Below are 24213 nucleotides of genomic sequence, written 5' to 3'. Positions count from 1 at the left end.
TTCCATCGGAACCCCCAACCTGCCCGTAGGGGAAACCCCTGGGTTCGTCAGCCGGCGACGATGTTGACCAGCTTCGGCGCGCGCACGATCACCTTGCGGATCTCGGCGCCGCCCAGTGCGCCGACCACGTGGGGGTCGGCCAGGGCCAGTGCCTCCAGGTCGGCGTCGGTGATCGACGGGGGGACCTCCAGGCGGGCCTTGACCTTGCCCTTGATCTGCACGACGCAGGTCACGGTCTCGTCGACGAGGTACGCCGGGTCGGCGACCGGGAAGTCCTGGTGGACGACCGAGTCGGTGTGGCCGAGCTTGCGCCACAGTTCCTCGGCGATGTGCGGGGCCAGCGGGGCCACCAGCAGGACCAGCCGCTCGGCGACGGACCGGGACAGCGCGCCGCCCGACTTCGTCAGGTGGTTGTTCAGCTCGGTCACCTTGGCGATGGCGGTGTTGAAGCGCATCGCGGCCATGTCCTGGGCGACGCCGTCGATCGCCTTGTGCAGGGCACGCAGGGTGTCCTCGTCGGGCTCGGCGGCGACGACGGTGGCCTCGCCGGTCGCCTCGTCGACGATGTTGCGCCACAGCCGCTGGAGCAGCCGGTACTGGCCGACCACCGCGCGCGTGTCCCAGGGGCGGGAGACGTCCAGCGGGCCCATCGCCATCTCGTACAGGCGCAGGGTGTCGGCACCGTACTCGGAGCAGATCTCGTCGGGCGTCACGGCGTTCTTCAGGGACTTGCCCATCTTGCCCAGGACGCGGCTGACCTTCTCGCCCTCGTGCCAGAAGGCTCCGTCGCGCTCCTCGACCTCGACCGCGGGGACGGCGATCCCGCGCGCGTCGCGGTAGACGAAGGCCTGGATCATGCCCTGGTTGTACAGCTTGTGGAACGGCTCGGCGGAGGAGATGTGGCCCAGGTCGAACAGCATCTTGGACCAGAACCGCGCGTACAGCAGGTGCAGTACGGCGTGCTCGGCGCCGCCGACGTACAGGTCGACTCCACCGGTGGGCATTCCCTCGCGGGGGCCCATCCAGTACTCCTCGACCGTCGGGTCGACCAGCTTCTCGGAGTTGTGCGGGTCCAGGTAGCGCAGCTCGTACCAGCAGGAACCTGCCCAGTTGGGCATGGTGTTGGTCTCGCGGCGGTAGCGGCGCGGACCGTTGCCGTCCTCGAGGTCCAGGGTGACGTCGACCCAGTCCTCGTTGCGGGACAGCGGGGGCTCCGGCCGGGTGTCGGCGTCGTCCGGGTCGAAGGTGCGCGGCGAGTAGTCCTCGACCTCGGGCAGCTCCAGCGGCAGCATCGACTCGGGCAGCGCGTGGGCGACGCCGTCCTCGTCGTAGACGATGGGGAAGGGCTCGCCCCAGTACCGCTGGCGGCTGAACAGCCAGTCGCGGAGCCGGAAGTTGACGGTTCCCTCTCCGATGCCCCGGTCGGCCAGCCAGGCGGTGATCTTCGCCTTGGCGTCGACGACGCCCAGGCCGTCCAGGGAGATCTCGCCGTTGGCGGAGTTCACCAGCTTCGCGTCGTACGAGGCGAAGGCGTCGTCCCAGGTGGTGGGGTCGGTGCCGCGCTCGTCGTCGGGCTCGACGACGCAGCGCATCGGCAGCTCGAAGGCGCGCGCGAAGGCGAAGTCGCGGCTGTCGTGGGCGGGGACGGCCATGATGGCGCCGGTGCCGTAGCCCATCAGGACGTAGTCGGCGATGAAGACCGGGACGCGGTCGCCGCTGACCGGGTTGGTCGCGTAGGCGCCGGTGAAGACGCCGGTCTTCTCCTTGGCGTCGGCCTGCCGCTCGACGTCGGACTTGGAGGCGGCCTGCTTGCGGTAGGCGTCGACGGCCTCGGACGGGGTGGCGTGTCCGCCGGTCCACACGTCGTGGGTGCCTTCGGGCCAGGCGGCCGGGACGATCCGGTCGACCAGATCGTGCTCGGGCGCCAGGACCATGTAGGTGGCGCCGAACAGGGTGTCCTGGCGGGTGGTGAAGACGGTGATGGCGCCGGTGTCGCCGACCTGGAAGTCGACGCGGGCGCCTTCGGAGCGGCCGATCCAGTTGCGCTGCTGCAGCTTGATGGCCTCGGGCCAGTCCAGCGCGTCCAGGTCGTCGAGCAGGCGGTCCGCGTAGGCGGTGATCCGCATGTTCCACTGGCGCAGCTTGGCCTTGAAGACGGGGAAGTTGCCGCGCTCGGAGCGGCCGTCGGAGGTGACTTCCTCGTTGGCCAGGACGGTGCCCAGGCCGGGGCACCAGTTGACCGGTGCCTCGGAGGTGTACGCCAGGCGGTACTCGCCCAGGATGTCGGCGCGCTCGGTGGCGGTCAGCTCGTTCCACGCGCGCGTGGAGCCGGGGATCTCACGGGTGCCGTTCTCGAACCGCTCGATCAGCTCGGCGATCGGACGGGCCTTCCCGGCCTCGTCGTCGTACCAGGCGTTGTAGATCTGCAGGAAGATCCACTGGGTCCACTTGTAGTACTCGGGGTCGATCGTGGCGAACGACCGGCGCTTGTCGTGGCCCAGGCCCAGCCGGCGCAGCTGGACCTTCATGTTCTCCATGTTGGCCTCGGTGGACACGCGCGGGTGCGTGCCGGTCTGCACGGCGTACTGCTCCGCGGGCAGGCCGAAGGCGTCGAAGCCGAGGGTGTGCAGCACGTTGTGGCCGGTCATGCGCGCGTGGCGGGCGAAGACGTCCGTGGCGATGTAGCCGAGCGGGTGGCCGACGTGCAGTCCCGCGCCCGAGGGGTACGGGAACATGTCCATGATGAACTTCTTGGGGCGGGCGACGACCTCGGGGTCGCCCGCCAGGTCACCGGTGGGGTTGGGCGCCTCGTAGGTGCCCTCGGCGTCCCAGAAGTCCTGCCAGCGTGCCTCGATGTCGGCGGCCATGGCCGCCGTGTAGCGATGCGGGGCCGCCGTCTCGACGGCCGTATTGATCTCGGTCATGGTCCTTGAAGCTCCATCGATCGTCTCTGCCCACTGCCACGGACTGCCGTGAAATGAAAAATCCCCTCGCACAGGAGGGGACGCCGCGCCGACTCCGACGGAATGTCTGTCGTCCGTCGGGACTGATCAGCGCGGCTCGGTAAGCAGAAGGCGTACGGCACGCATGGCGCCAGGGTACCGCAGGGCCCGCGCGGGCCGCACCGGCGTTCCGGGGAGCGGTCGCGCGCACGGGCCGGAGGGAGAGGGACACGAAGAAGCGGGCCACCCGATCCGGGTGACCCGCTTTCTTTCCGTGGATCTTCTGTGGAGCTAAGGAGAATTGAACTCCTGACCTCCTGCATGCCATGCAGGCGCTCTACCAACTGAGCTATAGCCCCTTGCTTTCCGTCTCCGTTCCGGTTTCCCTCGCGGCGACAGACAGAACATTAACCGGCTCCCCGGCAGATCTCCAAATCGATTCTCGGGGCTCTTCTGACCTGCCGGGTAGGGTCGCCGACTGTGTCCGTCTCCGTGCTCTCCCGAACCCGCGCCCGGCCGTGGCCCCTGGCCACCGCCGCGGCGGTCTGTCTGTTCTCGTTCGTGGCCTTCTGGGCGGCGCAACGCCTGGCCCACGTGAACATGCTCGATGTGATGGTCTACCGCGCCGAGGGCGAGACGGTCCTCGCGGGCGGCGATCTGTACGCGATGCGCGCCACCTCCGCGAACCTGGGCATGACCTACCCGCCGTTCGCGGCACTGCTGTTCGTCCCGCTGACCCTGGTGGGCGTGCCGCTGATGCGGACGCTGGCCACCGCGGGGAACCTGCTCCTGGTGGTCGCGCTGGTGCAGTTGTCGCTCCAGTTGGTCCGCCCGTCGCTGTCCCGTACGGACCTGTGGCGTACGACGCTGTGGGTCGCCGCCGTCGTGGTCTGGTGCGAGCCGGTGTGGACGACGCTGCGGTACGGCCAGATCAACCTGCTGATAGCCGTGGCGGTGCTCTGGGACCTGACGCGCCGGGAGGGCAGCCGCTGGGCCGGTCTCGGCATCGGTCTGGCGACGGCGGTGAAGCTCACACCGGGGCTCTTCGTGGTCCTGCTGCTCGTCGCCGGGTTCCTCCTGTGGCGGCGGGACCGGACCTGGAACCAGTGGCTGCGCACGGCGGCGACGGCGACGGGCGTGTTCCTCGGGACGACGCTGGTGGTGGCGGTCGCCCTGCCCGCCGACTCCCGGCGGTTCTGGACGGAGACCCTGTTCGAGACCGGGCGGGTCGGTTTCGCCGAGGAGACGGCCAACCAGTCGATCCGCGGGGTGCTGGCCCGGCTGATGCACACCGACGATCCGGGCATGTGGTGGGCGGTGACCGCGGCGCTCCTCGGCGGCGCGGCGATGGTGCTGGCGGTACGGGCGGCCGTGCGCGGCGACAAGGCGGTGGCGGTGGTCGTCTGCGCGTTCACCGCGCTGATGATCAGCCCGATCTCCTGGTCCCACCACTGGGTCTGGTGCGTGCCGCTGCTGATCCTGCTCGCGGACCGCTCCACGCGCGTGTGGCCGGTGACGGGTGCGGTGGCCCTGGCGTTCGCCTCGTTCATGCTGTGGTGGGTCCCGCACGACCCTGGGCGGCCCGAACTGGACCAGAACGCGGGCCAGATGCTGCTCTCGGCCGTCTATCCGCTGACGGCGACCGCGGTGTTCGTGGGGTACGCGCTGACGCTGCGGCGTCAGGGCCTGCTGCGGCGTCAGGCCGTGGCGAAGGAGTAGAACCGCTTGAGGGTGCAGTGCTCGTCGAGGAGCCGGCCGTAGATCGGTTCCCCCTCGAGTTCGCGGTACGTCTCGATGGGGTCGCCTTTTATGATCAGCGCCCGTGCGCACTCCTCGCACCAGTACTGGAATCCGGGGTTGACGGGTTCCATGTCGCGCACGATGGGCGTCCCGCTGCCGCACCAGTCGCACTTCCGCCTGTGCGCACCCATCAGTGGGCTCCGGCCGCGACCGCGCGCCGTCCGCCCATGGGACACACCCCGCCGTTGTCACCGAGCACTTGGGTCACCCTCCCATCCGGAATCTCGTCCCCTCCGGCCGTCCGATTCTGCCATGGCCCCGCAAGGGGGCGGCCCGCTCGGTGTGGTGGCCGGACCTGCCCGCCCACGAGCGCGGCGACGGCCGGGGCCTGCGGCGTCACCTCCAGGACGAGCGCGTTCCGCGGGACGGGCCGCCCCGTGGCGGGCGGGTCGGGTCCACGCGCGCGCGTGGGGAGTCCGGCGCGGGTCGTCGGCGCCGCGAGGTTGACGGCGAGGGCGCCGGGGGGTGCCATGGACCGGGCGGCACCACCACCCCCGGCGGCGGTCCGGGCCGGTTGTCGGTGCCACCGTCTTTACTGGTTGCGGGACGTGCCGTGGTCGAGGTCGCGCGCGGAGCGGGACCGGGGTCCGGCACGGGTGGGAGCCCGCCGATGCCGGTACCGACAGTGCCCGGCGACGGCGGCACGGGGACTCGACCATGGGGGTGGGACGATCGTGACCGCCGTACCGGCACAACGACGCCGACGGCCGGAACTGGCCGCCTTCCTGCGGGGCCGCAGGGCCCGGGTGACACCGGAGGACGTCGGGATGCCACCGGGGCTCCGCCGCCGCACGCCCGGTCTGCGCCGCGAGGAGGTCGCCCGGCTCTCCGGGGTCGGCGTGACCTGGTACACGTGGTTGGAGCAGGGGCGTCCGATCAACGCGTCCGCGCAGGTCCTCGACGCGGTCGCCCGTACGCTGCGGCTCGACCGCCCCGAGCGCGAGCACCTCTACCGGCTGGCCGAGGTGCCGTACGCCCCGGAGCCGTCCGCGTCCGACCTCCCCGAGGTCGGCCGGGAGCTCCAGGGCATCCTCGACGCCCTGGAGCCGCACCCGGCGGTGCTCTACAACGCGCGGTACGACGTGCTCGCCACCAACGGCGTGTACGAGCGGCTCTTCTTCCGGGACGGACAGGAGCTGGACACGGGCCCGTTCGGCGTACGCAACGCGCTGTGGGCGCTGTGCAGCGCCCCGGAGGCGGTGTGCCCGGTGGTCGACCGGCGGCGGGAACTGTCGCTGATGGTGGCCCGGCTGCGGGGCGCGTACGGGCGCCATGTGAACGAGCGCGCCTGGGAGGAGTTCATACGGGGGCTGGTGGAGACGAGTCCAGATTTCGCCCGGCTGTGGCGGGGCGCGGACGTGGCGCCGCCGGGGGCCCGGGTGAAGGTCTTCCGGCACGCGCGGGTGGGCGAGGTCCGGATGACCTCGGTCTCCCTCTCCGTGAACGGGATGCCGGAGTGCCGGATCGTGGTCCACACCCCGGACGACGAGGAGAGCCGTCTCCGGGTCGCGTCCCTGTGCGGGGCGACGACGGAAACGACGGATCCCGCCCCCCTGAAGAGGACGGGATCCGGTGACTGTGGAGCTAAGGAGAATTGAACTCCTGACCTCCTGCATGCCATGCAGGCGCTCTACCAACTGAGCTATAGCCCCTCGTGTTCTTCGCGCTCTGCGCTGCGAACAAGAAGAACTTTAGCCTGTGACCTGCCGGAAAGTGAAATCCGGGTCCGGTCGGCCGACCGGGGGGCTCAGGCGTCGTCGCCGAGCACGGGCTCGGGCAGCGTGCCCGCGTTGTGCTCCGTCAGCCGCCAGCCGCGGGCGCCCTCGCCGAGAACGGACCAGCAGCAGTTCGAAAGGCCGCCGAGGCTCTCCCAGTGGCGGGCTTCGAGGCCCAGGAGCCGGCCGATGGTGGTGCGGATCGTGCCGCCGTGGCTGACCACGACGAGCGTGCCGTCCCGGGGCAGCTTGTCGGCGTGGTCCAGGACGACCGGTGCGGCCCGGTCGGCCACCTCGCTCTCCAGTTCGCCGCCGCCCCGGCGCACGGGCTCGCCGCGCTTCCACGCCGCGTACTGATCGCCGTACCGCGTGACGATCTCGTCGTGGGTCAGGCCCTGCCACTCCCCCGCGTACGTCTCGCGCAGCGCGGAGTAGTGGGCGACGGAGTGGCCGGTGAGCGTGGCGAGCTCGGCGGCGGTGGCAGCCGCCCGCTTCAGATCGGAGGCCACGATGGCGTCCGGTTCCAGCGCGGCGAGCAGCCTGGCGGCCCGGCGCGCCTGGGAGACGCCGGTCTCCGTCAGCTCGATGTCGGTCGAGCCCTGGAAACGGCGCTCCAGGTTCCACGAGGTCTGGCCGTGGCGCCAGAGGACGATGCGACGGCCCCTGCCGCCCTCGGTGATGCTCAGTTCAGCTCACCGTCCACTTCGTCGGGCAGCCCGGCGGCGTGCTCGGAGAGGTCGACACCGGTCAGGGCGGCGTGCTCGGCGCCCTTGCCGTGGGTCTTCCGGGCGTCCTCGGGGAGGGGCAGCTCGGGGCAGTCCTTCCACAGGCGCTCGAGCGCGTAGAAGACGCGCTCCTCGCTGTGCTGGACGTGGACGACGATGTCGACGTAGTCCAGCAGGATCCAGCGGGCGTCGCGGTCGCCTTCGCGGCGGACCGGCTTGGCGCCGAGGTCCTTGTTGAGGCGCTCTTCGATCTCGTCGACGATCGACTTGACCTGGCGGTCGTTGGGCGCGGAGGCGAGCAGGAAGGCGTCGGTGATCGACAGCACATCGCTGACGTCGTACGCGATGATGTCGTGCGCGAGCCGGTCGGCGGCCGCCTGAGCGGCGGCGTTGACGAGTTCGATGGAACGATCCGTGGCGGTCACAAGCAGGCTTTCGTCGGCGGTCCAGTACCCCTCCAGGGTCTCACGGACCGCCGACGGCACCGCCAACGTTTTCCGGGGGCCGGTGCCGGGCGGCCAGGACCGGCCCCTCGGGGGCGGCTCGGGGCCGCCCGGCACCGGTCCGGGCGCCTGTTACCGGCCGGACTTCTTGACCTTGTAGTCCTGGCCCAGGACCACGGTGACCACGGCTCCTCGGGCGGGCTTCCCCTTGGTGACCGAGGAGGCCGGGAGGTCCATTGTCTTGGCGACCTCTTCGGCCGTCGCCCTCTGGGTGTCGTCGCCGTAGACGACCTGCGACTTCTCCTGTGTCGCCGCCTCCACGCCACCGACGAAGGAGTAGCCGCCGTTGGCCAGGACGACCCGGGCCGACTCGGTCGCCTTCCTGCCCGAGGCGTCACGGACCGAGACCCGGGGCACGCCGTCGGACTTGGGCGCGGTGACCTTGCCGCCCAGGACGTCCTTGACCAGGCTCTCGCCCGCGCCCTCGGTCAGGGTGCCGTCCTCGGCCACCGGGAGGACGCTCGTCTTGTACGCGCCCATCTTGGCGTGCTCGGCGAGCTTGGCCAGGGAAGCGCCCAGGTCCTTCTCGGGGAGGGAGGGATCGAGGATCTGCTGGAGGGTCTGGACCGTGACCGTGGCGGCTCCGGGGTCGGAAGAGAACTTCCGCAGCACGCCGTACATGACCTGTCCGAAGCGCTGGAGCTGCGCGGCCTCGGGCTCGCCGGGCACCCGGTAGGTGGCGTAGGCGACGGCGGCGCGCCCGTTGAGGGTCTGCTTCTCGCCCTTGCGGACCAGCGGATCCGCGCCCTTCTTGGTGTCGGGCACGTCGACGTCGGTGTCCACCTCGATGCCGCTGAGGGTCTCGACGAGGTTCTCCAGGTACGGGGTGTCCAGGCGCCAGGTGCCGGTGACGTCGGTCCCGAGGAGGTTGTCGACCGCCTGCCGGGTCCCGCCGGAGCCGTCGTCCTCGACGGACGCGCCGAGGGTGGTGGCCACGCCCTCGTCGTCGGCGACGACCAGGGAGTTGGGGAGCAGCACGGTGGTGCCCTGGCGGGTGGTCGTGTTCTCCACGAGCAGGGCGGTGGAGGTCCGGCCGCTTCTGGTCTCGTGGAGGTGGACGACGATGGTGTCGCGTTTCTGCGGGCCGGTGGCGGTGCCGCCGGTCTTGGCCTCGCCGTCGGACGTTCCGGGGAGGAGGCCGGCGGACCAGAGGTAGCCGACGCCGCCCACGACGGCGAGGACGAGGACGGCGACCAGGGCGACGATCCGGTTGCGGCCCCGGCGCCTGGCCTCCTCGCGGCGTTCCGAGCGGCTCTCGGTGAACTTGAGCCAGTCGATGACGTCCTCGGAGTCCTCGTCGGGCTCCTCGATGAAGGAGAACTGCTCGCTGCGGTGGTCGCGGTCCTCGGCGTCGGTCTCGGCGGGGCCTTCGGCGGTACGGGCCGGGGTGGGCCGTTCGGGTGCGGGGCGCTGTCCGGGGACGCCCGCCGGGGCCGCGACGGGCGCGGCGGGCGGGGTCTGCGCGGGGGCCTGGGCCTGTGCGGGGGCCTGGGCGGCCTCGGGCTGGGCGGCCCACTGCTGTCCGGTGTCGTAGCCGGGGTAGGTGTAGCCCTGCTGCCCGTAGGGGTCGTAGGAGGGCTGCTGGGTCTGGCCCGGCTGCTGGGCGTAGGGGTCGTAGCCGTAGGTCTGCTGAGGCTGCTGGGTCTGCTGTCCGCCGTACGGGTCGTAGTGCTGCCCGGATGCCTGTGGGGGCGTCTGTGGCTGCTGGTACACCGGTTGGCCGTACTCGTCGTAGCCGATGATCTGCGGCTGCGGATGGTACGGATCGTACGGATGCTGCTGGTCGTTCACCGGTGCCCCTCCCCGAAGCTCACTCGCCGCGCCGGCTCACTCGCCGCGGTACAACTGGCGCTTGTCGATGTAGCGCACCACGCCGTCCGGGACCAGGTACCAGACGGGATCGCCCTGTGCGACCCTCGCCCGGCAGTCGGTGGAGGAGATGGCGAGCGCGGGCACCTCGACCAGCGAGACGCCGCCCTTGGGCAGACCGTCGTCGGTGAGGTCGTGGCCCGGCCGGGTGACGCCGATGAAGTGGGCGAGCGAGAAGAGTTCCTCGGCGTCGCGCCAGGTGAGGATCTGCGACAGCGCGTCGGCCCCGGTGATGAAGAAGAGGTCCGAGTCGCTGTTGAGGGAGCGCAGGTCCCGCAGGGTGTCGATGGTGTAGGTCGCTCCGCCGCGGTCGATGTCGATCCGGCTGACCGAGAACTGCGGGTTCGACGCGGTGGCGATGACCGTCATGAGGTAGCGGTCCTCGGCCGCGGACACGGCCTTGTCGCTCTTCTGCCACGGCTGCCCGGTCGGCACGAACACCACCCCGTCGAGGTGGAACAGGGCGGCGACCTCGCTGGCCGCCACCAGGTGTCCGTGGTGGATCGGGTCGAAGGTCCCGCCCATCACGCCGAGTCGGCGCTTGCCGCGCCCGCCAGTAGGCACTTCCTGCTCTCCCATGCGTGCAGAGCCTACTGGCACGGCGGCGGACGCCTGATCAGGGTCTCCGGTTCAGCGGTCGCGGTTGAAGCGGGTGGTGATCCACAGCAGCAGGAGCAGGGCACCGAGCGCGCCGAAGCCGATGATGTAGGGGTTGAGGCTGTGGTGGTTGCCACCGTGCTCGGCCCCCTCGGCGAGAGAGACCAGGTGGGTGGCGGTGCTGTGGAGGCTCATCTTCGACAGACCTATCGATCGGGGATGGGAGCGGAGACTTCGCGCACATCGTATGCGGGCGGTCAGGAGAGGCCCACGCCGACTCAGGCGTTGGCGTCGCGCTCCGTGTTGTCGTCGGCGGTGCCGGCGGGCTTCCCGCTGTCGGTGGGCTTCCCCGCGGCGGTGGGTTCCGTGGCGGCGGGGGCATTCGTCGTACCGGTGGTGTCGGGGTCCTCGGTGCGGTAGCCGCGCAACAGGAACCAGGCGAGCAGGGCGCCGCCCACGATGGAGACGAGCAGCACGATGCGGAGGGTGTCGCCGGGCCCCTGCTGCGCGGTGGCGGCGAGCAGGGTGGTCACGGAGTCTGCGGTGTCCGGCATGTCGGTCGTGCTCCTCGGTCGTCCGTGGTGCCCGAGTTATCCACAGGGCCCCGGCACACGGTAGCGCCAGCGCCTAGGGTGGGTGTGGTCAGGGGGACGAGCACCGACTCGTACGAACAGGGGGCATCCATGACCGAGAACGACCAGGGGAGCGCGCCGAGCAGGCAGCGCAAGCGGTTCCCCGGCATCTCCTCACGGGCCTACGAACATCCGGCCGACAGGTCGGCGCTGGTGGCGCTGCGCAAGCTCAGCGGCTTCGACACGGTCTTCAAGGCGCTCAGCGGGCTCCTGCCCGAGCGCAGTCTGCGACTCCTCTTCCTCTCGGACTCCGTCCGGGTGAGTGACGCGCAGTTCACCCACCTCAACGACATGCTGCGGGACGCCTGTCACATCCTGGACCTGGAGAAGGTCCCGCCGATGTACGTGACGCAGGACCCGAAGCCGAACGCGATGTGCATCGGCCTCGACGAGCCGATCATCGTCGTCACCACCGGTCTCGTGGAGCTCCTCGACGAGGAGGAGATGCGGGCGGTCGTCGGCCATGAGGTCGGCCACGCCCTCTCCGGGCACTCCGTCTACCGCACGGTGCTGCTCTTCCTGACCGGTCTCGCGCTCAAGGTCGCCTGGATCCCGCTGGGGAACGTGGCGATCACCGCGATCGTGACGGCGCTGCGCGAGTGGTTCCGCAAGTCGGAGCTCTCCGCCGACCGGGCCGGGCTCCTCGTCGGGCAGGACGTGCGGGCCTCGATGCGCGGGCTGATGAAGATCGCGGGCGGCAACCACCTCCACGAGATGAACGTGGACGCGTTCCTGGCCCAGGCCGAGGAGTACGAGAAGGCCGGTGACCTGCGGGACTCGGTCCTGAAGATCCTCAATGTGCTGCCCAGGACGCACCCCTTCACCACCGTCCGGGCGGCGGAGCTGAAGAAGTGGGCGGAGAGCCGCGACTTCCAGCGGATCATGGACGGGCACTACCCGAAGCGCACGGAGGACAAGGACACCTCCGTCACGGACGCCTTCCGCGAGTCCGCGGGGCACTATGCCGAGACCGTGCGGACCAGCAAGGATCCCCTGCTGAAGCTGGTCGGGGACATAGCCGGTGGCGCCGGTGACCTGGCGGGCGACCTGGGCGGACGGCTGCGGAACCGCTTCGGCGGCGGCCAGGGGGACAAGAGCGCGCAGGGCGGCAAGGCCGCCGAGGGCGAGCGGGGCACGTCGACCGACGGAACGGACGGCGACGGCGGAGACACGGGAAGCACCGGAAGCACCGGAAGCACCGGAAGCACCGGAAGCACCGAGAAGTAGGCCCGCTGGTCGCCCGGCGCTCCCCACCCGCCAGCACCCGCCCGCCCGGTGCTTCCCGGCTCCGGACACCGGTCGTCGGCGCTTCCCGGCATCGGGCACCGGCCGTCCGGCAGGCATCACACCGGCCGTCCGGCATCGGGCCGACCGGCGGCCATGGCACCGATCGCCCGGCGCCCGCCAGGTGAGCGCGATCGCCGGTGGGTGCTCCCGGACGGGCTACGGGGAGGGCTGGGCGGCCGGGGCCAGCGTTCCGCAGAGGGACGGGGCGGCGGGCCGGGCCGTGGCGTACGGGTCGGTGACCGGAGGCCGGCCGCCGTCCGGGGCCCGTGCGCCCGCCAGGAGCGGTCGCAGGGTTCCGGTGCTGTCCGGGCCGCAGGCCTGGGGGCCCGCCTCGGCCGTGCTGGTCAGCAGCTCGGCCCGGTGCATACGCAGGTCGTCGCGGTCGAAGCGGAAACGGACGACGCGGTGGACGGTGAAGAGGGAGGCCGCGGCGCCCGGTGCCTGGGCGGCCGGACGGAGGGCGTAGGTGTACGTGTGGTCCGCGAGGACGTCGAGGGTTTCGGTACCGGTCTCCTCGTAGTGGAGGACTCCCTGGACCCGGACGCCGGGGTCAGCGAGGACCGCCTCTCGGGGGTCGAAGCGGACGAGCCAGGCGGCGAGGGCGTGTCTGCCGTCGTTCGTCGGTGTCTCGACGCTCCGGTCGAACTGCTCCAGCTGGTCGGGGTCGAGCAGTACGCGCGGGGGCCGCACGGTCGCCCCGGAGAGGACGTCGGGCTCCAGGCCGGAGGCCACGAGGTAGTCCTTGGCGATGCTGAGGGCGGTGACGACCTGACTCTCGGCGAAGTGGGAGGTGCGCCCGGCGAGGGGCAGGTTGATCCCGGCGGCGCCGACCCCGTACTCGGCCGCCGGGCTGTGGTCGAAGAGCCGCTCGGGCGTACCGCCGACGACGGGGCCCCGCGGGGCGAGCGGGACGACGGTGGTCCGCAGCGGTTCGGCCCGCTGGTCGGCGGGCGGCTGGTAGGGGTTGCGGACGCCCAGGTAGAGGGCGGTGCCGAAGGCGAGGAGGATCAGCAGGACCAGCAGGACGGTGGGGCGGGAGCCGCTGCGGCCGTCCCGGACGGCGGGGACGCTGCGGACGGCACGGGCGGGCTCGCCCATGCGCTCGCTGGCCGAGAACTCCTGGAGGCGGGCAGCACGGACGAACGCCTCGTCGAAGACGACGGATCGGTACTCGTCCTCACCACCGCCGGGGAGCCCCTCGGGCGTCCCCTCGGGTGGGTCGCCACGGCTTGCCATACTTTCAGGGTAGGTCGGCGGGGGCTTCGGTAAACGCCCAGGTACACGACAAGTTCGGAAGAATTCGCCGTCCGGGGGTGGTGGGGCCGCCAAGAGTTGTGGGGGCTCCGACCGCTATCCGGGTGATGTGGACCGCACGGCGGGTACCTGGGCGACGGGCGGGGCCGGATTCGGGTTGGGTGCGTCGACGCCCGTGGTGGCGGGCGGCGGGACCTGGTCCTGCCGACTGGCGGCCGCGCCCCGGTAGACGGCGCTGAAGGCGAGGGCGACCATGCCGACACCCATGACGAGGGCGAGCAGCCAGGCCACCGGCCGGTGCCAGCGGGCGCTGCCCCGGTAGGGGCGCAGGGCGCCGCCGTGGCGGCCGTAGGGGCTGGCGTCGTCCCCGACGTCGTCGGGTTCGTAGGTGAGGCCGGGAAGGTCTCGGCGCTCCCCGCAGGGGTCGTCGTCGGCGGGTCCGCCGCCCGCGCGGGCTCGGGCGGCCTCGGCCTCGGCACGGGCCTGGGCCGCGGCGAGCAGCCGCTCGACGGCGGTCGGTTCGTGGAAGGCCGCGGCCCGTACGAAGTCCTCGTCGAAGACCACGTCGGCGTGGACCTCGTCGGCGCCTCCGCGGTCGACAGCGTCCTCGGGGTCCCCGCCGTCCTGGAACGGCTTGCCCCCCACGTCGTCCGGCACGGATTCAGAGTAGACCCGCGCGGGGGTTTTGGGCAGGGAGAGTGCGAACCCTCCCCGCCCGTACCGAAAGGAGGTGATTACCGCACGTGACCGTCACCGGTGACGATGTACTTGGTCGAGGTCAGCTCCGGAAGGCCCATGGGGCCCCGGGCGTGCAGCTTCTGGGTGGAGATCCCGATCTCCGCGCCGAAGCCGAACTGTCCGCCGTCCGTGAACCGGGTGGAGGCGTTCACGGCGACCGTGGTCGAGTCGACCAACTGGGTGAAACGACGGGCCGCGGCCTGCGAGGTGGTGACGATCGCCTCGGTGTGGCCGGAGGACCACATCCGGATGTGTTCGACGGCCTTGTCGAGGGAGTCGACGACGGCGGCGGCGATGTCGTACGACAGGTACTCGGTCTCCCAGTCCTCGGCGGTGGCCGGGACGACGGTGGCCTTGGAGCCCTCGGCGAGGGCGAGGACCCGCTCGTCGGCGTGGACGGTGACGCCCGCCTCGGCGAGGGCGTCGAGGGCCCGGGGCAGGAAGACCTCGGCGACGTCCTGGTGGACGAGGAGGGTCTCGGCCGCGTTGCAGACGCTGACCCGGTGGGCCTTGGAGTTGATCAGGATGTCGACGGCCATGTCGAGGTCGGTCTGCGCGTCGACGTAGACGTGACAGTTGCCGGTGCCGGTCTCGATGACGGGGACGGTGGACTCCTCGACGACCGTACGGATCAGGGAGGCGCCGCCGCGCGGGATGAGGACGTCGACGAGGCCACGGGCGCGCATCAGTTCGCGGACCGATTCGCGGGACTCGCCGGGGACGAGCTGGATGGCGTCGGCGGGCAGTCCGGCGCCGCCGACGGCGTCGCGCAGGACCTTCACCAGGGCGGCGTTGGAGGCGTGGGCGGAGGAGGAGCCGCGCAGCAGGACGGCGTTGCCGGACTTGAGGCAGAGGGCGGCGGCGTCGACGGTGACGTTGGGGCGGGCCTCGTAGATGATGCCGACGACGCCGAGCGGGACGCGGACCTGGCGCAGGTCGATGCCGTTGGGGAGGGTCGAGCCCCGGACGACCTCGCCGACGGGGTCGGGCAGCGCGGCGACATGGCGGACGTCGGCGGCGATGGCCCGGACGCGCTCGGGGGTGAGGGTCAGCCGGTCGACGACCGATTCGCTGGTCCCGGCCTCGCGGGCCTTGGCGATGTCCTCGGCGTTGGCCTCGATGATCTCGGCGGTGCGCACTTCCAGGGCGTCCGCGATCGCCAGCAGGGCGTCGTCCTTGGCCGCGCGCGGGAGTGGCGCGATTTCGGCGGCGGCGCCACGGGCCCGGTAGGCGGCCCGGGTGACCGGGGACAGGTTGTCGAGGGGCGTGAGCGAGGTCATGCCCGCAGGGTACTGGCAGCCCCGCGGACATCCCTCACGTATCCCGCACTCCGAGACGGGCGCCCCGCGGCACGGGACGGCGGCCTTCCCGGGCGGCGGGCCTCCCGGTCGGCCGGTGCCGGGGCGGCGGTCAGTACGGGTGGACGCCGACCGGGGCCGCCGGGGGCGGGCCGTAGCCCTCCGCGATGCGCTGGTGGTAGGTCTCGCGGTCGATGACCTCAAGGCCGACGATCTCCCACGGCGGCAGCTTCGCGGTCTGCCGGTGCTCGCCCCAGAGGCGCAGCGCGACGGCCGCGGCGTCGTGGAGGTCGCGGGCCTCCTCCCAGTACCGGATCTCGGCGTGGTCGTTGGCGTAACGGCTGGTCAGCAGGAAGGGGTGGTCGTGGGCGAGTTGTTCGAGCCCGCGCCGCACCTCCTTCAGGGGCGACTCCGCCCCGGACACGCTGAGGGTGATGTGCCAGAGCTTGGACACGGGCCGCTGTTCGGCCCGCACCTCCCGTACCTCGCGTGACTCCCGTGGCTCCGTGCCGGGTTCGGTCTTCCTGTCCTCTGACCTGGCCCGTGTCTCGTCGAAGTCGGCTCCGGCCTCGACACTGGTCAGGGCGCGTTCGGCAGTCCCTCGGGGCGGTGCCCCTGGGCGCGCTCGTCTCACCGGCGGCCTCCTGTGTGATGCGTGTGGTGCTGTCCCCGCCCTGCTCTTGCCCCCGGGACAAAGTTGACCAGTCCGAGGGCGTACTTGGGGCGGTTTTGGTGAACGTCCCTTCCGGATGGCCGTACTTTCAGCCGTTTCGGGTGGGGCGCGCGGGGTGACCGATGACGACCAGGTCGTCCCGGTGGACGACCTCCCTCTCGTACTCGGGCCCGAGTTCCTTCGCGAGGACGTGGGTGGAACGTCCGAGCATCCGGGGCAGTTCCTTGGCGTCGAAGTGGACGAGGCCACGGGCGACGGCCCGGCCCCCGGTGTCGCGCAGTTCGACGGGGTCGCCCGCCACGAAGTCGCCCTCGACGGCCGCGACACCGGCCGCGAGCAGCGACTTCTTGCCTTCGACGACGGCACGGACGGCTCCGTCGTCGAGGGTGAGGGAGCCCTGTGGGGTGGAGGCGTGGGCGAGCCAGAGGAGCCGGTCGGCGGAGCGGCGGCCGGTGCGGTGGAAGTACGTGCCGGTGTCCCGGCCGGCGAGGGCGTCGGCGGCGCGGCTGGCGGAGGTGAGGACGACGGGGATGCCCGCGGCTGCGGCGATCCGCGCTGCCTCGACCTTGGTGACCATGCCTCCGGTGCCGACGCCCGCCTTGCCCGCGGCGCCGATCTCGACGTGGGCGATGTCCTCGGGTCCGGTGACCCGGGCGATCCGGGAGGTGCCGGGCTTGGCGGGGTCGCCGTCGTAGAGCCCGTCGACGTCGGAGAGGAGGACGAGGAGGTCGGCGCGGACGAGGTGGGCGACGAGGGCGGCGAGGCGGTCGTTGTCGCCGAAGCGGATCTCGTCGGTGGCGACGGTGTCGTTCTCGTTGACGACCGGCAGGGCGCCCATGGCGAGCAACTGGTCGAGGGTGCGGTAGGCGTTGCGGTAGTGGGCGCGGCGGCTGGTGTCGTCGGTGGTGAGGAGGACCTGGCCGACGCGGACGCCGTAGCGGGCGAAGGAGGCGGTGTAGCGGGCGACGAGGAGGCCCTGGCCGACGCTGGCGGCGGCCTGCTGGCGGGCGAGGTCCTTGGGCCTGCGGGTGAGTCCGAGGGGGGCGAGGCCCGCGGCGATGGCTCCGGAGGAGACGAGGACGATCTCCTTCTCGCCGCCGCTGCGGACCTTGGCGAGGACGTCGACGAGGGCGTCGACGCGGTCGGCGTCGAGGCCCCCGGACGCGGTGGTGAGCGAGGAGGAGCCGACCTTGACGACGATCCTGCGGGCCTCCGTCACGTACGGTCGCGCGAGGGCCGCCTCTCCCGTCACCTGCGTGCTCTGCTGCGTCGTCACGTGCGTCGCCACCTGCGTCGTCCTCACTCGGCTGTCCTGCGCGGCGCCCGCTCCCGGGCGGCGGCTGCCAGGCAATCTACGCGAGGCGGGAGGGCTGCCGCTCGTCCGTTTCGCTCCCTGGACCGGAGGCGGTGGGGTCCTGGCCGGTGCCGCGCGGCACCAGGATGCGCTGGGAGATGAGGTAGGTGAAGGGGATGGCGACGACGGCGGCGACGAGCGGCGCGATCCTGTCGTCCATCGCGGCCCAGCTGACCAGGGCGTACAGGCCGACGCTCTGCACCAGGTAGTTGGTGACGTTGGTGAGGGGGAAGAGGGCGAACTTCTTCCAGGTCGGCCGGGTGCGGTAGGTGAAGTAGGTGTTGAGGAAGAAGGAGCCGACCATGCTGAGGAGGAAGGCGAGGGAGTAGGCGGCGAAGTACGGCATCCAGGGGTGGAGCAGCAGGTAACAGCCGAAGAAGGTGGCGGTGTTGACCCCGCCGACCAGGGCGAAGCGGAAGATCTCGGCTAGCCGCGCGCGCCGGGGCCGTCGGCCCGTCCCCTCCGCGCCCCGGACCGGTCCGGGCGTCTCCCGTCCGGCTGTCTCCTCCGCGCGTCCGCCCGGTCCGGCCGCCTCCCCCGCGCTCCGGTCCTCCGCCCCGCTGGGGCCACGGGGGCCACGGGGGCCGCTGGGGCCGCTGGGGCCGCTGGGGCCGCTGGGGCCGCTGGGGCCGCTGGGGCCAAAGAAACCACCAGGACCACCGGCCCCGTCCGGACCACCCGGACCACCCGGTCCGGACGGACCACCCGGCCCACCCGGCCCGCTCGGCCCCCCCGGCCCCATCAGCGCTCCCCCTCGGTGGCCACGACCCGGGCGGCGCGTCCGGCGACGGCGCGTTCGGCGGCGCCCCGGCCGAAGGAGCGGTGCGTCTCCTTCACGAGGAAGTGCGGGCGGCGCTTGGTCTCGTAGTAGATGCGGCCGATGTACTCCCCGATCAGCCCCAGCATCACCATCTGCACGCCCCCGAGACCCACGATGATCGCGACCAGGGTGACGTATCCGGGGGCGGTGACGCCCTGGCTGAGGGCGGCCACGGTCACCCAGACGGCGTAGAGGGCGGCGAAGCCGGTGAGCATCATGCCGAGCCAGAGGGCGATCCGCAGCGGGCGGTTGTTGAAGGAGATCAGCCCGTCCATGCCGTAGTTGACGAGCGAGCTGAACCGCCACTTCGTCTCGCCTCCCTCGCGCGCGGCGTTCTGGTAGTCGAAGGTGACGGTGTCGAAGCCGATCCAGGAGAACAGCCCCTTGGAGAAGCGGTTGTACTCGGGGAGCGAGAGCAGGGCGTCGACGGCGGGGCGGGACAGCAGCCGGAAGTCGCCGACGCCGTCGGTGAGTTCGACGTCCACCCAGCGGTTGACGGCCCGGTAGTACACGCGGCTGAGGACGGACCTGACCTTCTTGTCGCCCTCGCGGGTGCGTCGCGCCATGACCTGGTCGTGGCCCTGGTGGTGCAGGTCGAGCATCCGCGCGAGCAGCTCCGGCGGATGCTGGAGGTCGGCGTCCATGATGACCACGGCGTCGCCGGTGGACTTGCGCAGTCCGGCGAGCATCGCCGCCTCCTTGCCGAAGTTGCGGCTGAAGGAGGCGTACTGGGTGCGGTGGGGGTGCCGGGCGGCGATCCCGCGCAGCTTGGTCAGTGTTCCGTCGGAGCTGCCGTCGTCGACGTAGCAGATCTCGTAACCGACGGGGAGGGCGTCGAGCACCTGGCGCATCCGCGCGTCGAAGAGTTCGACGACGTCCTCCTCGTTGAAGCAGGGGACGACGACGGAAAGCCTGGTCATGGAACGGTCACTCCAGAGGGATGGGCGGGAGTACGTCCTGAGGGACCGCCACCGAACTCTTCTTCGAGCAGCGCGGCCACGGTACGGAACGGCGGTGACCGTCCGGCGTCGCCCGGGTGACCGCTCCCGGTCGGCATGTCGTCCATGCGGAAAATCATGCAAGGAAGATACTCATATACGTGGCATTTATACCTATTTGTCACTCGTAGAGCCCCGTGGAGCGATGACCGGTGAGCAGGACGACCCTCTCGGAGCGCGGTGACGCACCGGCGGCGGACGACGGACAGGACGGCGGCGGACCGGACGACGGGGGGAACGGCCCCCGGCGGGCACTCCCCCCGGTCGCCCTGGTCGTCACCGCGGGCGCCGGGGCGCTGCTCTCCGTCGGCGCCTTCCTCGGCCTCTACGTACGCCCCACGTCGGACGACTGGTGTGCCCTCTGGAAGGCCCGTGACCTGGGCGTCCTCGGCATCACCGGTGACTTCTACCTGACACAGAACGGGCGGGTCACCAACGCCTTCCTGACCGGTCTGCTCTATTCCGACGGAATACTCGGGCCCTCCCTGCTGCCCGCCTTCCTGGTGGTCACGCTCGGCATCGGTCTGTACCTCCTCGGCCGGGCCGCGCTGCGGGCGCTGCGCCTGCCGTTCCCCCGGGTGGCCGCGCTGACCGCCACCCTGGTCGTCGAGGCACTGCTGTTCTTCGCGGGCACGCGCCCCTATCAGGTGCTGCTCTGGGCCCCGGCCACCGTCTCCCACACCCTCCCGAGCGTGGTGGGCGTCTGGGCGGCGCTCTCCGCCGTGGTCGCGGCCCGCAGCCGTCGGCGCTGGGCGCGGAGCGCCGCCGTCGGCGCGGCGGTACTGCTCGGCGCGGCGATCGGGATGCTCAGCGAGCCGTTCGTCGCCATGTCGGGACTGATCGCGCTGGCCGTCGGGGTGCTCTGCCTCCCCCGGTTCGGCAGGACGCGCGACCGGTTCGTGCCGACGTGGTGCGCGGCCTGGTGTCTGGGGCTCCTGATCGGTCTGGTGCTGCTGTCCACCTCGCCGGGCGCCCGCTGGCGGCGGGCGCAGCGGCCGGGGACTCCGCTCTCCCTCGCGGAGGTCCGGGCGACACTCGGCGACTGGTACCGGATCTGGGAGACCGTCGGCGGGCAGTGGGCGTACGCGGGCGCTCTCGCGGCCGGGGTGCTCCTGGGGCTCGCGGTGGCGTTCGCGGCCCCCGGCCCCTCCCCGGACCGGAGGAACGCGTCCCCGGACCGGAGGATCGCGTCCCCAGGTCCGAAGGACGCCCACCCGGACCGGGAAGGCGCACCCCCGCACCGGAAGAGCGAGCCGGACGCCCCTTCGCCGGACGCCCCTTCGCCGTACGACCCCTCACCGGACGCCCCTCCCTCAAGAGGAACGTTTCTGGTGGCCGTCGCCCTGCCGGTCCCGCTGATCGCGCTGGGGAGCCTGGTCGCCGCGTACGGTCTGCGCGGCGGTTACGGGCCGGGCGGCTGGACCTACGCGCGCACGTGGACCAGCTTCCTCGTCCCGTTCCTGCTGGCGCTCTGCGGCTACGGGGCCTGGCTCGGCCACCGGATCGGCCGTCGGCTCGGCCGGGCGCCGACGACCGGCGGGGCACGGGCGGCCGGGCTCGTCGTGCTGGTCGTCACCGGTGCCGTGGCCGTGGCGAGCCTGACGGCCCTGGTGCTCCCGGTGCGGACCCTGACCACCAAGACGGTGGCGCGGAGCATCGCGTGGGACCGGCAGGACGTCCGCATCCGGGCGGAGGCGGCGGCCGGGCGGCGGGAGGTGACGTACCGCCCGCTGCTGATCGGCGGGCTCGCCGAGCCCTTCTTCACCGAGGTGTACGCGGACGACTGGGCGGCCCGCTGCGCCGCCGCGTACTACGGGGTCGAGCGGCTCGTGCGGCCCTGATCCGCGCGCCCGCCACGCCCGCGCCGCTGTGTCCCCCGTCACGTTCCGAGGGACGGCGGCGGGGCGGGCCCGGAGAGGTGCTCCTCCCCTGGTGGAGCCGCCTTCGGCGGGTTTCCACCGGGACGCCCTTTAGGGCGACACCGCACAGGGACCGATGGTTGCCCCCGGTATCCGCCCGGTCTCGTAACAATCGGAACACGGCGTCCGCTGTGGCGGCCGGAGGCACGGCAGGGCAGGCGGGGAACACCAGGTAGCTTGTGTGTGTCTGGAGGAAAGACAAGTGGATCGAGGAGCAAGTGCCTGACGTCTCCGTGGTCGTCATCGCCTACAACGACGCAGAGCGTCTGCCGGCGGCCGTGCAGTCGGTGTTGGATCAGACCCTGCACGGCGTCGAGGTGGTGATCGTCGACGACTGCAGCAAGGACGACACCTTCGCGGTGGCCCAGGCGCTGGCCGCCGGGAACCCGGACCGGGTCAGGGCGTTCCAGCTGCCGCAGAACAGCGGTGGCTGCGGCGCACCTCGCAACTACGGCATCCAACGTGCCACCGGCACGTACGTCATGTTCCTCGACAGCGACGACGTGCTGGAGCGGAACGCCTGCCGCAACATGCTCGACGCCGCCGAGAGCACCGGCTCCGACCTGGTGTCCGGCCTGTGCGTCCGCGTCCACCTGGACAGCCGCCACAAGAAGACCACCGAGTGGTACCCGTGGCTCTACTCCAGGACCCGGACGATCGACTCGATCACCGAGCTGTCCGACCTGCTGGTCTTCGACACGCTGTCGACGAACAAGTGCTACCGGCGAGAGTTCCTCCTCGAACAGGGGCTGGAGTTCCCGGTCGGCATCCACTACGAGGACCTGCTGTTCTCGGCCCAGGCCTATGTCGCCGCGAGCCGGATCACGCTCATCCCCAACCACGTGTACTACTGGAACGTGCAGGAGAGCGCGGCCTCGAAGTCGATCAGCAACCGGCGCCACGAGATCGCCAACTTCGTGCACCGGATGGAGATCCACCGCCGGGTGGACGCCCTGCTGGAGAGCAAGGGCTACGACGAGCTGAAGTACCGCAAGGACATCAAGTTCCTCAAGCACGACCTCGTCCTCCACCTGCGTGACCTGCCGCTGCTGGGCGACGACTACCGGCGCGAGTTCGCCGAACTGGCCAACGGCTACCTCGCCGAGATCGACCCCCGGGCCTACGAGGAAGTGCAGCGCCTGCACGCCATCTGCGCCTACCTGCTGAGCAAGGAGGACTGGGCCAACCTGCTCCCGGCCACCGACGCGCTCACCAACCCGGGCCGCCTGACCGTCCCGCTCGCCGAGAAGGACGGCCAGGTCTACTGGTGCGCCGAGCACCTGGACACCGAGCAGGGCCGGCAGATCCTCGACATGACCTCGGCCGGCTACCACACCAGGCCGCTGACCTCGCTCGCCCTGGGCAACCGGCTGACCTCGTACAGCAGCGACGACGGCATCGTCCGGCTCGCCGGACGGGTGATCAACCCGCTGGGCCGGATCAGCCCGGAAGCGCGGCTCAGCGCCGTCCTGGAGTTCTCCGCCCGGCGCAGCGTCGGCGGCAAGACCGCCCGCATCCCGGTCACGACGGTCCGTCACGCGGGCGACTGGATCGAGTGGGAGAGCCTGGCCGACATCGCCCGTACGGTCCGTCCGCTCGGCATCATCGACGCCGTCTGGGACGTCCGGCTGATCCTCACGGTCGACGGCCAGCGGCTCAGGACCCGGGTGTCCGTCAGCGGTACGCCCATCGACGAGGCCGAGGCGCTGCGCATCCGCCCCCGGCTGACCCAGCTGGTCTCCGACCGTTTCGTCCCGGAGATCACCAAGAAGGGCAACCTGTCGTACGTCCTCGCCGCCGAGGGCAAGATGGCCGTGCACACCTCGGAGATGATCGAGGGCGCCATCCAGGGACGGGCCGCCGGGCTGGCGAAGACCAGCCTGCGCCGCCTGCTCAAGGCGAAGCGCGACCTGAACTCCGGCGAGACCAAGCTCCGCGTCTACCACGACTTCTACAGCAAGCTGCCGATCCGCAAGGGGCTCGTCGTCTTCGAGAGCCACCTCGGCAAGCAGTACAGCGACAGCCCCAAGGCCATCTACGAGGAGATGCGCCGCCAGGGCGTCCCGTTCGAGGCCGTCTGGTCGTACGCGGGAGCCGAGCCGACCGGCTTCCCCGAGGACGCCACGCTGGTCAAGCGCTGGAGCTGGCAGTACCTGCGGGCACTGGCCCAGGCCGAGTTCTGGATCGACAACCAGGGCTTCCCGCTGCGCCTCACCAAGCGCCCGGGGACCACGTACATCCAGACCTGGCACGGCACCGCCCTCAAGCGGATGGGCTTCGACGAGCCCAACACGAAGTCCCGCGGTCTGGCCGCCCAGGCGTCCTTCCAGCAGGCCCTGGACCGCTTCGACCACTTCCTCATCCGCGGCGAGCACGACCGGCGCACCCTCGCGAAGGGCTTCCGGCTCCGCGACGAGGTGCTGCTGCCGGTGGGCTACCCGCGCAACGACGGCCTGGTCCGGGCCCGCCAGGAGGAAGCCGGGACCGGGCACCGGGAGCGGGGCGCGCTCGCGGCCGAGCTGGGCATCGACCCGGAGAAGAAGGTGCTGCTGTACGCGCCGACGTTCCGCGCCAGCGCGGGCGGCAAGGTGCGTGCCTTCCAGGCGCCCTTCGACGTCGAGGAGTTCGCCGAGCGCTTCGGCGACACCCACACCCTGCTGATCAGGACGCACTACCTGAACAGCGTGACGCTCCCGCCGTCGGTCCGGGGACGGGTCGTCGACGTCTCCTCGCACCACGACATCACTCCGCTGCTCGCCCTCGCGGACGGGCTGATCACCGACTACTCGTCCGTGATGTTCGACTACGGGCTCCTCGACCGCCCGATGATCTTCTTCGCGTACGACTACGAGGAGTACGCGCAGGAGAACCGGGGCACCTACTTCGACCTGAAGGAGCGCGCTCCCGGCCCCGTCGTGGCCACGGAGGACGAGCTCTTCGAGGTGGTCGCCAATCTGAGGGAAGAGGCCGACACGAAGTTCGCGGCGGCCCGGCAGCGGTTCAACGCCGAGTTCAGCGAGTGCGACCGGGGCGACGCGGCCCGTCAGATCGTCGCCAAGTTCTTCGACAGGAGCGGGAAGTGAACGACC

Annotated in this window: 20 protein-coding genes and 2 tRNA genes; 5 read left to right on the top strand and 17 right to left on the bottom strand. The window is 71.4% G+C overall.

The genetic code is table 11. The features are described 5' to 3' along the window. Window positions 1-47 precede the first annotated feature (47 nt). Window positions 48-2924 carry a leucine--tRNA ligase gene (gene leuS, locus ACIO92_RS05540; protein WP_402282337.1) on the bottom strand — a complete coding sequence of 959 codons (2877 nt, stop codon included), beginning with the start codon at window positions 2922-2924 and terminating at the stop codon, window positions 48-50. A gap of 304 nt (window positions 2925-3228) precedes the next feature. Beyond that, window positions 3229-3301: transfer RNA gene (locus ACIO92_RS05535), tRNA-Ala, on the bottom strand. A gap of 121 nt (window positions 3302-3422) precedes the next feature. On the opposite strand from ACIO92_RS05535, the gene ACIO92_RS05530 reads away from it, so the two are divergent. Further along, a complete protein-coding gene (locus tag ACIO92_RS05530; protein ID WP_366440550.1) occupies window positions 3423-4661 on the top strand; it encodes a glycosyltransferase 87 family protein in 1239 nt (412 codons plus the stop codon). Here ACIO92_RS05530 and ACIO92_RS05525 read toward each other — a convergent pair. After that, window positions 4640-4873 (bottom strand): hypothetical protein, encoded by a 234-nt coding sequence (locus ACIO92_RS05525; RefSeq protein WP_056559019.1) that lies wholly within the window; start codon window positions 4871-4873, stop codon window positions 4640-4642. The genes ACIO92_RS05530 and ACIO92_RS05525 overlap by 22 nt on opposite strands. A gap of 543 nt (window positions 4874-5416) precedes the next feature. Between ACIO92_RS05525 and ACIO92_RS05520 the strand changes: the two genes are divergently transcribed. Next, window positions 5417-6340 carry a helix-turn-helix transcriptional regulator gene (locus ACIO92_RS05520; protein ID WP_402282334.1) on the top strand — a complete coding sequence of 308 codons (924 nt, stop codon included), beginning with the start codon at window positions 5417-5419 and terminating at the stop codon, window positions 6338-6340. On the opposite strand, the gene ACIO92_RS05515 is transcribed toward ACIO92_RS05520, so the two are convergent. From ACIO92_RS05515 to ACIO92_RS05485, 7 genes are all read right to left on the bottom strand, one after another. Continuing rightward, window positions 6322-6394: transfer RNA gene (locus tag ACIO92_RS05515), tRNA-Ala, on the bottom strand. The two genes, ACIO92_RS05520 and ACIO92_RS05515, sit on opposite strands and share 19 nt — an antisense overlap. A 95-nt stretch (window positions 6395-6489) precedes the next feature. Further along, on the bottom strand, window positions 6490-7143 hold the full coding sequence (locus tag ACIO92_RS05510) for a histidine phosphatase family protein (RefSeq protein ID WP_366440672.1): 654 nt from the start codon (window positions 7141-7143) through the stop codon (window positions 6490-6492). Beyond that, the gene (rsfS, locus tag ACIO92_RS05505; protein WP_366440552.1) at window positions 7140-7607 is read right to left on the bottom strand and encodes a ribosome silencing factor; all 468 of its coding nucleotides are present in this window, start codon (window positions 7605-7607) and stop codon (window positions 7140-7142) included. Before rsfS ends, ACIO92_RS05510 begins: the two co-directional genes overlap by 4 nt. 150 nt (window positions 7608-7757) lie before the next feature. Next, the gene (locus ACIO92_RS05500; RefSeq protein ID WP_402282332.1) at window positions 7758-9476 is read right to left on the bottom strand and encodes an LCP family protein; all 1719 of its coding nucleotides are present in this window, start codon (window positions 9474-9476) and stop codon (window positions 7758-7760) included. Between the two features lie 36 nt (window positions 9477-9512). Then, window positions 9513-10133, bottom strand: a complete 621-nt coding sequence (gene nadD, locus ACIO92_RS05495; protein WP_366440554.1) for a nicotinate-nucleotide adenylyltransferase — start codon at window positions 10131-10133, stop codon at window positions 9513-9515. Between the two features lie 51 nt (window positions 10134-10184). Further along, window positions 10185-10346, bottom strand: coding sequence for a hypothetical protein (locus tag ACIO92_RS05490; protein WP_351792857.1), 162 nt, complete (start codon window positions 10344-10346; stop codon window positions 10185-10187). An 83-nt stretch (window positions 10347-10429) separates the two neighbouring features. Next, on the bottom strand, window positions 10430-10705 hold the full coding sequence (locus ACIO92_RS05485) for a hypothetical protein (protein WP_366440682.1): 276 nt from the start codon (window positions 10703-10705) through the stop codon (window positions 10430-10432). Window positions 10706-10834: 129 nt separating this feature from the next. Here ACIO92_RS05485 and ACIO92_RS05480 point away from each other — a divergent pair, with 129 nt between their 5' ends. Further along, entirely contained in the window at window positions 10835-12010 is a 1176-nt protein-coding gene (locus ACIO92_RS05480; protein ID WP_402282329.1) for a M48 family metallopeptidase, read from the top strand. A gap of 216 nt (window positions 12011-12226) precedes the next feature. Here the strand turns inward: ACIO92_RS05480 and ACIO92_RS05475 are convergent, their stop codons facing one another. The 7 genes from ACIO92_RS05475 to ACIO92_RS05445 form a co-directional block, all read right to left on the bottom strand. Then, window positions 12227-13306 (bottom strand): hypothetical protein, encoded by a 1080-nt coding sequence (locus tag ACIO92_RS05475; protein WP_366440556.1) that lies wholly within the window; start codon window positions 13304-13306, stop codon window positions 12227-12229. A gap of 114 nt (window positions 13307-13420) precedes the next feature. Next, entirely contained in the window at window positions 13421-13981 is a 561-nt protein-coding gene (locus tag ACIO92_RS05470; protein WP_366440557.1) for a hypothetical protein, read from the bottom strand. 77 nt (window positions 13982-14058) lie between these two features. Beyond that, a complete protein-coding gene (locus ACIO92_RS05465; RefSeq protein WP_366440558.1) occupies window positions 14059-15342 on the bottom strand; it encodes a glutamate-5-semialdehyde dehydrogenase in 1284 nt (427 codons plus the stop codon). Window positions 15343-15472: 130 nt separating this feature from the next. Next, on the bottom strand, window positions 15473-15994 hold the full coding sequence (locus ACIO92_RS05460) for a hypothetical protein (RefSeq protein ID WP_366440559.1): 522 nt from the start codon (window positions 15992-15994) through the stop codon (window positions 15473-15475). Between the two features lie 127 nt (window positions 15995-16121). After that, window positions 16122-17252, bottom strand: coding sequence for a glutamate 5-kinase (proB, locus tag ACIO92_RS05455; protein ID WP_366440673.1), 1131 nt, complete (start codon window positions 17250-17252; stop codon window positions 16122-16124). A gap of 133 nt (window positions 17253-17385) precedes the next feature. Further along, window positions 17386-17808, bottom strand: coding sequence for a GtrA family protein (locus ACIO92_RS05450; protein ID WP_366440674.1), 423 nt, complete (start codon window positions 17806-17808; stop codon window positions 17386-17388). Window positions 17809-18128: 320 nt separating this feature from the next. Next, the gene (locus tag ACIO92_RS05445) at window positions 18129-19127 is read right to left on the bottom strand and encodes a glycosyltransferase family 2 protein (protein ID WP_366440560.1); all 999 of its coding nucleotides are present in this window, start codon (window positions 19125-19127) and stop codon (window positions 18129-18131) included. A 230-nt stretch (window positions 19128-19357) separates the two neighbouring features. On the opposite strand from ACIO92_RS05445, the gene ACIO92_RS05440 reads away from it, so the two are divergent. Then, window positions 19358-21046 (top strand): hypothetical protein, encoded by a 1689-nt coding sequence (locus ACIO92_RS05440; protein ID WP_366440561.1) that lies wholly within the window; start codon window positions 19358-19360, stop codon window positions 21044-21046. 296 nt (window positions 21047-21342) lie between these two features. Then, window positions 21343-24207, top strand: a complete 2865-nt coding sequence (locus tag ACIO92_RS05435) for a CDP-glycerol glycerophosphotransferase family protein (protein WP_401237986.1) — start codon at window positions 21343-21345, stop codon at window positions 24205-24207. The last annotated feature ends 6 nt before the right edge of the window (window positions 24208-24213 follow it).

The organism is Streptomyces sp. NPDC087215 (assembly GCF_044744885.1).
Classification (GTDB): Bacteria; Actinomycetota; Actinomycetes; order Streptomycetales; family Streptomycetaceae; genus Streptomyces.
Note: the sequence above shows the minus strand (reverse complement) of the source record. Positions and strands in the feature narration are given on the sequence as shown.

Bases quoted from the DNA above. Each gene is read 5' to 3' on its own strand.
- ACIO92_RS05445 (WP_366440560.1), bottom strand. From the start codon at position 19,127: ATGACCAGGCTTTCCGTCGTCGTCCCCTGCTTCAACGAGGAGGACGTC.
- ACIO92_RS05480 (WP_402282329.1), top strand. From the start codon at position 10,835: ATGACCGAGAACGACCAGGGGAGCGCGCCGAGCAGGCAGCGCAAGCGG.
- ACIO92_RS05465 (WP_366440558.1), bottom strand. From the start codon at position 15,342: ATGACCTCGCTCACGCCCCTCGACAACCTGTCCCCGGTCACCCGGGCC.
- nadD (WP_366440554.1), bottom strand. From the start codon at position 10,133: ATGGGAGAGCAGGAAGTGCCTACTGGCGGGCGCGGCAAGCGCCGACTC.
- leuS (WP_402282337.1), bottom strand. From the start codon at position 2,924: ATGACCGAGATCAATACGGCCGTCGAGACGGCGGCCCCGCATCGCTAC.
- ACIO92_RS05490 (WP_351792857.1), bottom strand. From the start codon at position 10,346: ATGAGCCTCCACAGCACCGCCACCCACCTGGTCTCTCTCGCCGAGGGG.
- ACIO92_RS05485 (WP_366440682.1), bottom strand. From the start codon at position 10,705: ATGCCGGACACCGCAGACTCCGTGACCACCCTGCTCGCCGCCACCGCG.
- ACIO92_RS05525 (WP_056559019.1), bottom strand. From the start codon at position 4,873: ATGGGTGCGCACAGGCGGAAGTGCGACTGGTGCGGCAGCGGGACGCCC.
- ACIO92_RS05475 (WP_366440556.1), bottom strand. From the start codon at position 13,306: ATGGCAAGCCGTGGCGACCCACCCGAGGGGACGCCCGAGGGGCTCCCC.